Genomic DNA, 8,157 nt, shown 5'->3' with positions numbered 1-8,157 from the left:
GGATGCAGAAGATTAATTGCGAATGGCTCTGGCGGCTAATTCAAAACCCCCGCAAGATCGGTAAAGTATTGACCCTCCCCCGCTTTGTCTTAATGGTTTTAACCAGGCGCTAAATATCGCCTCGAACCTTTTGGCGCAAGCGGTTTATCGTAGCTCTTTCCCCTGTCACTGGATCGTCATAAAGCCAATTGTCCCACCCATTACACGGCGCTTCTAGAATGGCGCGAGCTAACTCATGGATGGAACCGGTTTTCCTCTCGAACTCCAGCTTCCCATCCGCCAAAACCCTCGCCATTAATGTCTCATCTTTACGGAAATAGAGGGTTTGATTAACCTGAATCAGTCCAAGTTCAATGAGAGACTTAAAAGGAAGCCGTGGAGTTCCATTTCGACTATCTTTGCCCAACTCGCTTACATCCACCGGTTTAACACGCGCTAAACGCTTCTCTGCAACCTGTGCATAGGCCTCTTCGCGTTCGATCCCGATTCAATGACGATGTAATTTCTTAGCCACTGCGCCGGTTGTGCCGGTGCCGAAGAATGGGTCAAGCACCACATCCCCAACATTAGAAGTCGATAAAATAACTCGCTCCAGCAGAACCTCCGGCTTTTGGGTCGAGTGTGCCTTCTCGCCATTGACCTTCTGTCGCTCACTCCCCGTACAAAGCGGAAGCACCCAATCGCTTCGCATCTGTTTATTCATATTGAGCGATTTCATCTCTTGGTAATTGAAGGTATATTTTGCCCCTTGCTTCTTCTGCGCCCATAGCAGAGTTTCATGGGCATTAGTAAAACGCACCCCACGAAAATTCGGCATGGGGTTAGTTTTGACCCAAATAACATCGTTCAAAATCCAATAATCCAGGTCCATTAGGATTGCGCCGACACGGTAGATGTTGTGGTAAGACCCGATGACCCAGATCGCTCCAGTATCCTTAAGCACCCGGCGACATGCGCATAGCCACTGGCGAGTGAATTCGTCATATGCTTTGAAATTTTCAAAACGGTCCCAATGATCGTCTACCGCATCCACTTTGGTCATGTTGGGACGCCAAAGGTCTTGCTGAAGTTGAAGATTATAAGGCGGGTCGGCGAAGATCAAATCAACCGATTTCTCAGGCAATGAGTTAAGGACCTCAACACAGTCGCCCCTAATAACACTATCCAACGGCAGCTTGTCCTTAAGCATTCATTTTCTCCACTAAATAACAACCAACCTATCCCTATCCCTTCTCCCGCTGCAGGGAGGAGGGGGCGGGGAGGTTCTTTTCCCCAGTCCCTTAACCAACATTAAGCCTTCCAGAACCCCCTACAGTCCCCCTTGATAAGTGGGTCATTTAGCTTGTTTTATTTGATCGGCTCGTTTCCCACTTTTTTGATCCATTCGCGGGTCCATTCGACTGTTTCCAAGTTTAGATCGCAGATATTGCTGGCAAGGAACACCATGCCTTCGATGCGCCCCTCTTTGAGCCACTTGAGGCCAAGCTCGCACTGCTGTTTCATCCGCTCGATGGGCATCGGTTTTTGGGTGCCGTAGTCCCACATGTAGAGACCGAGAATTTTGCGGCAATTGGGGGCGATTTTTTCAGTCTTCTCGAAGTTCTCCTTCAATTTAGAAATATCTTCAGCTTTCCATGTCCAGAAACTTATGCCGTCACACTGTTTCAGATGCTCCTGAACTTTCATGTCGAGTTGATTATTATAAAGGACTGCCCACAGTGCAAGGGGTCGTCCAACCTTGGCAATTTCCTGTCTGAACTGCGCCAATCCTTCGGGAGTTGCCCACGCTGAACCGTTACCTGTGAAGAAATCATCCATCATGAAGCCCGTGATATTCGGGAATCGCTTGGCGATGTCGAGCACCTCGGGCTGATTGGCGATTGACTTTCCGTCAGAAGCGCCTGTGACAGACCAAATGATTTGCTTCATGGGACGAAATGAGATGGCATAAGTCTCAAATTCATCCAACGATGGCTTGCCGCCATAACTGATGAACATGATGTTGGGAATGCCCATATAGACTGCGCCTTCGACGGGGGTCATGCGCGATTTCTTTTCCAAGCCCCAGCCGTTATTATGACTTCCGGCCGGATGCGCCCATATCCACAGATGGTCTCGAACGGTATCCACCATAGGCCCCTTTCCCTGCGCTAATCCGCAAGCAATAAGTAACGTGATTACTAAAAGAATTGTTCTCATTTTTACCTACCTAAAATCGCGTTCATGGCATTTGAGGTGTTGGCGATACGGACTTCGGGATAGTGTCTGTATTGAGGGATCATTTCCGCCACAACCGCGCCGTTGTAGCCGATTTCGTTTATCGCTTTCATTACTTCAGGCCAATTCACATCACCTTCTAGAAGGTCGACAAAGCCATTTATATTGCCCACATCCACCCTGAAATCTTTAAAGTGAATACCTGCAACACGCTTGCCGAGAATTCGCAGCCACTGTTCTGGATAGCCGTAGGGGATCATGTTGGCGACATCCACATAAGCGCCGACGGAAGGATTATTGAAGCTATCAATGAAATCCGACATCTCGATGGGGCTTAAAAGGAACTTGTTCCAAACGTTCTCGATAGCCATCACAACGCCGCAATCATTTGCAACCGGCAACATCTTATAGATGCCTTCTGTAGCGCGCTGCTTTATCACATCGTAGGAGATAACCGGCCTATCGGGCATAAAGAAAACGCTTACCGCGCCGGGGATTGTGAGCAGAGTGCGCACTTTCAACCACGAAGCGATACGGATCATCTTTTCAAGGGCTGCACTGGCTTTGTCGCGATCTGCTGTCGAGTCACTTGCCAGTGAATAACTCCAGTAGATTCCGGAGCACAAGCTCGCAACTTTGATGCCTATCTGCTCGGCTTGCTTAAGGATATTTTCACAATAGGCTTGATCGGCATCCAATCCCAACGCGCCGGTTTCACCGATGCTAAGCTCAACCGCATCAAACCCATACCCCTTCGCCTTGCTCATAAACTCGCCAATATCGAGCGTACCTTCTAATCCACCGGGGAATGACCAATAGTTAATAGATTTTAAGACCATCACGTACACCTCAGTCCTTTTCAAACTCATCCGAATCCAATCTGAATAGTACCCGCCCCCGTCCGGCAAGTTGCTATTAGACATGATAGTTTTTAGTCGAAAAGCAGAGAAGGTGTTAGAATTAGTCCCTCTCAAGTCGCAAGGCTAGGTGGAGGTTGCTTCGGCACACACATTCTTACAATGACACAAAATGATTATGCCTTTAGCCTAATAACAAACGGGCTAGCCAAAAAGTTGGATAAGCGATAATGCGCCCGAAGAAGTCTAAACGGTTATCGATGAAGGGAAGTAAAACCAAACCGATTAGGAAGATATGGGGGGCGTAAGCGCGAACGAAATCGTAGTATTTTCGATAACTGGTCTCGGGCATGAAGAATTTTAAGATGCGCAGGCCATCGAGAGGATAAAGCGGCAGCAAGTTAAAGAACGCCAACAACAAGTTCACGTTCAATATCAAAAGGACAAAGCTATTCAGGTCGTATGGTCCGTTGTTCTGCCCGCCCGTAGATGAAGGGAATTGAAAAGGCCTATCGAAAACAGGCAAGACAGCACGAATGATCATCGCGCAAACAAGGGCTATGAATAGATGCGGCAGAAAACCCCAAACGACCAAAAGTAGTTCAAAAGCGGCGGAACGTCGTTTACCAAACGGACTGCTCGGCATCTCTTGTGTCCAGCCGATCGGCAAACCACGCAAGCAACTTACTACCATCACTATCCATGCCAAAGGCTCGAAGTGAGGTTTGGGATTCCACGTCATTCGTCCCCATGCGTAAGGTGTGGAATCTCCCATCACCTGCGCAGCTTTTCCCCGCACCAGATCGCGGACCACTAAGCTCACCACTACGATGACGAACGCTATGATAGAAAAGAAAATGTCCATAAAGTGACCCGCTTCGATCGATTTAGCTATGCGTTGTCGGCTTTGGTCAGGCTCTGAAGCCGATCCGGCAGCCGGTCATGCCGAACGAGATCATCCAAAATTTCGCGTTCGACAATCAAATCAGCTTTTCCCTCATTCACCAGCACCATCGCCGGTCGAATAAAGCGGTTGTAATTGCTGCTCATCGCATAGTTATACGCGCCGGTCGTTAGTACAGCCAAAACATCTCCGGTTTCAGGCTTGGCAATCGCCGTATCGCGCACCAGGATGTCGGTCTCACAATGCTTTCCGGCAATCGTTACAACTGTATCGGCAGGGGCATTCGCTTTGTTAGCTGAAATAACGGTATAAACCGCATCGTAAAGGGTCGGGCGTGGGTTATCCGAAAGACCACCATCTACCGCTACATACATACGGCTTCCCGGTTTTTCGCTTATAGCAACCGTCTTGATACTACCAACAGTATAGAGCGTTAAGCCAGCTTCACCAACAATAGAACGCCCCGGTTCGAGCAAGAGAAGCGGAGTTGGCAGCTTCTGTTTCTTAATGGCATCCTTCAAAGCGTTTGTAGCTGCTTCTGCAAAGTCATTAATTGATGGCGTCTTGTGCGATTCCAGATATCGAACGCCAAGCCCTCCACCGATATTCAATACTTCCGGTGTAAAATTAGTCTCTTTCTGCACATCCGCAGCAAAATCAACCAACGCCTGCGCACCCTGAACCATCGGTTCGAAATCAAGAAGCTGAGAACCAACATGGCAATGATATCCGCGGAGTTTAATAAAAGAAGCATCAAGCGCCTTCTTCACTCCCGCCATAGCATCGCCGCTCTTGATATTTAGCCCAAACTTAGTATCAGACTGCCCTGTGCGAATAAAGCGATGGGTATGAGGATCAACTCCAGGGGTGACACGGATCAAGATATTGACCTTTTGGTCAAATTTCCTGGCCAAATCTTCAATCATCCCGATTTCGAGCAAGTTGTCAGCGACGATATGTCCAACACCGGCTTCGATAGCGAATTCCAAATCTTTGGCCGACTTGTTATTGCCATGAAAATACATTCGTTCCCGAGGGAAATCGGCGCGCAAGGCCGTATACATCTCACCCGGTGAGGCAACATCAAGGCTCATACCTTCAAGATCGATGATTCGGCAGATAGCGGTTGTCAACAAAGCTTTGCCGGCATAACAAACTTCAACCTGAGGATATCGACTTTCAAACGCCGTTCGATATGCGCGGCACTGCTCCCGCATCGCCGCCTCATCCATAACATACAAAGGTGTGCCGAAATGCTTTACTAAATCAACAGTATCGCATCCGCCAACTTCTAAATGTCCCTTATCATTAATTTTTTGAGTACCCAATAACACGAATACCAGCTCCTTAGCAACGATGCAAGTTAACTATATAAGGAGGGGCGCTGTATCCTGCGCCCCTCGATAATCTTATTTCATAACGACAAAATTTTAGTGACGTAACAACTGGCGAAGTTCGGAAAGTACACCTGCGAAATTGAAGGCTTCCTCTTCGCTAATGATTCCTGCGCGAACGTATTTAAGCAAACATTGGTTCATCGTCTGCATGCCCCAGAAACTTCCTTCGCTAATCGCATGATAGATTTCGCCGAAGTGTCCGTCTTCAATCAACTTAGAGATAGTCGGGGTGACGACCATAATTTCAACCGCTGCCGCTCGCCCTCTACCGTCAATACGGGGAACGAGTTTCTGAGCGACAACTGCCCTAAGCGAACCTGCCATACGTTCGGTGATGTGCTTCTTTTCCTCCGGCGGAAACATGTTGATAACGCGGTCGAGTGTCTCCGCCGCGCTCGGGGTATGGACGGTGGAGAAAACCAAGTGACCGGTTTCAGCCGCCTGCAGCGCCGCGTGCATGGTTTCAGGATCGCGCATTTCACCGATTAGAATAACGTCAGGACTTTCACGAACGACCGCCTTCAAGGCAACCAGGAAGTTATCCGTATCAATTCCCACTTCACGCTGGCTGACAATCGCATGATTGTCCATGTGTACAAATTCGATGGGGTCTTCGATGGTAACAATATGGCATCGGCGTTTTTGGTTGATAATATCAATCATGGCGGCCAGGGTAGTTGACTTACCGCATCCAGTCGGACCAGTAATAAGAATTAGCCCCTGTCGGTTCTTGCACATTTCAGCCAAAACCGGCGGCATGCCCAACTCATCGAGGGTGTAGTGACGAAGCGGAATCATTCGGAAACAACCCGCGGTCGATACACGCTGTGAATAGATATTCGCGCGAACACGGCAAGCCCCTTCAACCGAGAAGGCAAGGTCCATCTCGTGTTTGTGTTCGAAACGGTTAACCTGCTCGTGGGACATAACGCTGTAGCATAGATCGCGGCACATTCTATAATCGAGAATAGGGTACTCGCCAGGAAGTGGAAATACCTTCCCGTGCTGACGCATTATCGGGGTGTTATCTTCTTTTATAAAAAGATCGGAAGCTTTATTCTCATAAGCAATACGAATAAGCTCCATGAGATCGAGTTCAACATTTTGATTTTCGACAGCTTTAGTCTCGGTCATTTGGTTCATAACCTCCGCCAATGGACGCACAACCACTCAAACCGCTACGATAATGCCAGTGCGCCGGATCAATACCCCCAAGTTGTACCTTATAAGACCCGCCTACTACAAGCAATGACGCAGTAGCGCAAGCAGCAGAAAATAAGTCCAGAACCCTCTCCTGACTCCGGGTGGGGGAGTGAAGGGAGGGGGCGTTTCGAATGTGGAATGCAGAATTAGAATGCGGGATCATGAACCTGACCCATTAACCATGCGATGGATGATTGTGCACGTAGCAATCTCCAACTAAAGCTAATTCCTAACACCAATCTCCGTGAACCTGCAATACTTACTAAACACAAAAGTAGGCTTTTGCGGTTTGTTCGGCGTATAATAGGGGGTGCGACGTATTTTTTAGTTCGACAGTCGCGGAGGAAGACGATGCCTATTCAGGCCAATATTTTTGGGACGGAAATGCTAGTCGTCCTGTTGATCATCCTGCTTTTGTTTGGAGCAGCCAAATTGCCTCAGTTGGCACGTTCCCTTGGGCAGTCAGTTAAAGAGCTCAAAAAGGGAATGCAGGAGTTAGAAAAGGATGAGGAGCCTGTTGCTCAAATCGAAACTTCGAAAACAGATAATGCGCAAGCGCGTCCTAAAGGGCGCACTCGTGCTAATGATGGCCGTTAGGTGATATCTGCTCGAATGAATAATTTGCTCCCACCCGCAGAAGAACGCGATTGGTCTCTGGTAGCTTGGCACGGAGTGTCTTTCTGGGTTCCTAATGACTGGACGTTTATTCCGGTAAACGATCCGAATGAAACACGAATTCAGGTTATTTCCCCAGGCCAATTCACTGTGCAGCTTCGAACTCAGAAATCCAAAGCAAAAGCCGATCTTCACCCGGTAATCGATAAATATCTTAAAGTTATTGAAAATCAGGCAAAAAAGAAACGCCAAACTTTTACAGGGCGTGTGAGTGATAAGCCTGATGGCGAATTGGAATATAATTGGCGCTCCGACGTCAAAACTCATGGGGTCGTTCGACAGTGTCCGACGTGTATGAAAATTGTCATCGCTGAAGTGACTGGCGGAAAAAATGATGCTGTGCTGGCAATGTCGAAGAAGATATTGGCCACTTTGAAGGATCATCAGGATGACGGCTGGATCCCATGGGCGGCATTTGGGTTAGTCACAGCCTCTCCCGAGAACTATCGTCTGGAAAAGTTTCAGTTTACTTCCGGTTACCTCACGATGCGTTTTGCGAAAAATGGGCAGTCGATAGTCACTGATCGGTGGGGACTTGCCTATCTGGCATTAGAGGAATGTACTCTCGAACAATGGTTCATTCGAAGCGGCAAGTGGGATAGCAGTGAGGGTACATTAGAACCGGCGACAATTCATGGACATGAGGGCTTTTATTGGACAGCACAGCTTAAGCCCTTAGTTAAGCTCAGAGAAGCGATAACGATGCTGTTTAAGTGGAAGTGGCCGGCGTTCAAGGTTTCTGGGGCGGGGTGGCATTGTCCTGATACCAACCGACTCTTTATGGTGACCTGGCAGCATCGCGGCAAAATTGATTTTGATGAATTGATTGAGCGGACTGTTTGCCATAATTCTGGCCAATCCGCGTGACAATCGAGTGCATTCCGCGCAATAATTAATATCCGAT

The 8,157-nt window shown here is 48.3% G+C and carries 7 protein-coding genes and 1 pseudogene; 2 read left to right on the top strand and 6 right to left on the bottom strand.

Annotated features, from left to right (window positions below; all coding sequences use genetic code 11):
* Positions 1-109: 109 nt before the first annotated feature.
* The 6 genes and pseudogenes from WCO51_00330 to WCO51_00305 all read right to left on the bottom strand — a co-directional run bounded on the left by WCO51_00330 (position 110) and on the right by WCO51_00305 (position 6,509).
* Positions 110-1,189: pseudogene (locus tag WCO51_00330) on the bottom strand (DNA methyltransferase).
* Positions 1,190-1,347: 158 nt separating this feature from the next.
* Complete coding sequence (locus WCO51_00325) at positions 1,348-2,199, bottom strand: hypothetical protein (protein ID MEI6511707.1); 852 nt, start codon at positions 2,197-2,199, stop codon at positions 1,348-1,350.
* Between the two features lie 2 nt (positions 2,200-2,201).
* Complete coding sequence (locus WCO51_00320; GenBank protein MEI6511706.1) at positions 2,202-3,056, bottom strand: sugar phosphate isomerase/epimerase family protein; 855 nt, start codon at positions 3,054-3,056, stop codon at positions 2,202-2,204.
* 202 nt (positions 3,057-3,258) lie between these two features.
* Entirely contained in the window at positions 3,259-3,957 is a 699-nt protein-coding gene (locus tag WCO51_00315; GenBank protein ID MEI6511705.1) for a site-2 protease family protein, read from the bottom strand.
* An 8-nt stretch (positions 3,958-3,965) separates the two neighbouring features.
* A complete protein-coding gene (gene lysA / locus WCO51_00310) occupies positions 3,966-5,312 on the bottom strand; it encodes a diaminopimelate decarboxylase (protein MEI6511704.1) in 1,347 nt (448 codons plus the stop codon).
* A 96-nt stretch (positions 5,313-5,408) separates the two neighbouring features.
* On the bottom strand, positions 5,409-6,509 hold the full coding sequence (locus WCO51_00305) for a PilT/PilU family type 4a pilus ATPase (protein MEI6511703.1): 1,101 nt from the start codon (positions 6,507-6,509) through the stop codon (positions 5,409-5,411).
* 420 nt (positions 6,510-6,929) lie between these two features.
* On the opposite strand from WCO51_00305, the gene tatA reads away from it, so the two are divergent.
* Complete coding sequence (tatA, locus tag WCO51_00300; GenBank protein ID MEI6511702.1) at positions 6,930-7,175, top strand: twin-arginine translocase TatA/TatE family subunit; 246 nt, start codon at positions 6,930-6,932, stop codon at positions 7,173-7,175.
* Positions 7,176-7,190: 15 nt separating this feature from the next.
* Positions 7,191-8,120, top strand: coding sequence for a hypothetical protein (locus WCO51_00295; GenBank protein MEI6511701.1), 930 nt, complete (start codon positions 7,191-7,193; stop codon positions 8,118-8,120).
* The last annotated feature ends 37 nt before the right edge of the window (positions 8,121-8,157 follow it).

This window comes from bacterium (assembly GCA_037131655.1).
GTDB lineage: Bacteria > Armatimonadota > Fimbriimonadia > Fimbriimonadales > JBAXQP01 > JBAXQP01.
The sequence above is the reverse complement of the archived record's forward strand: the minus strand, read 5'-3'. Positions and strand labels throughout refer to the sequence as shown.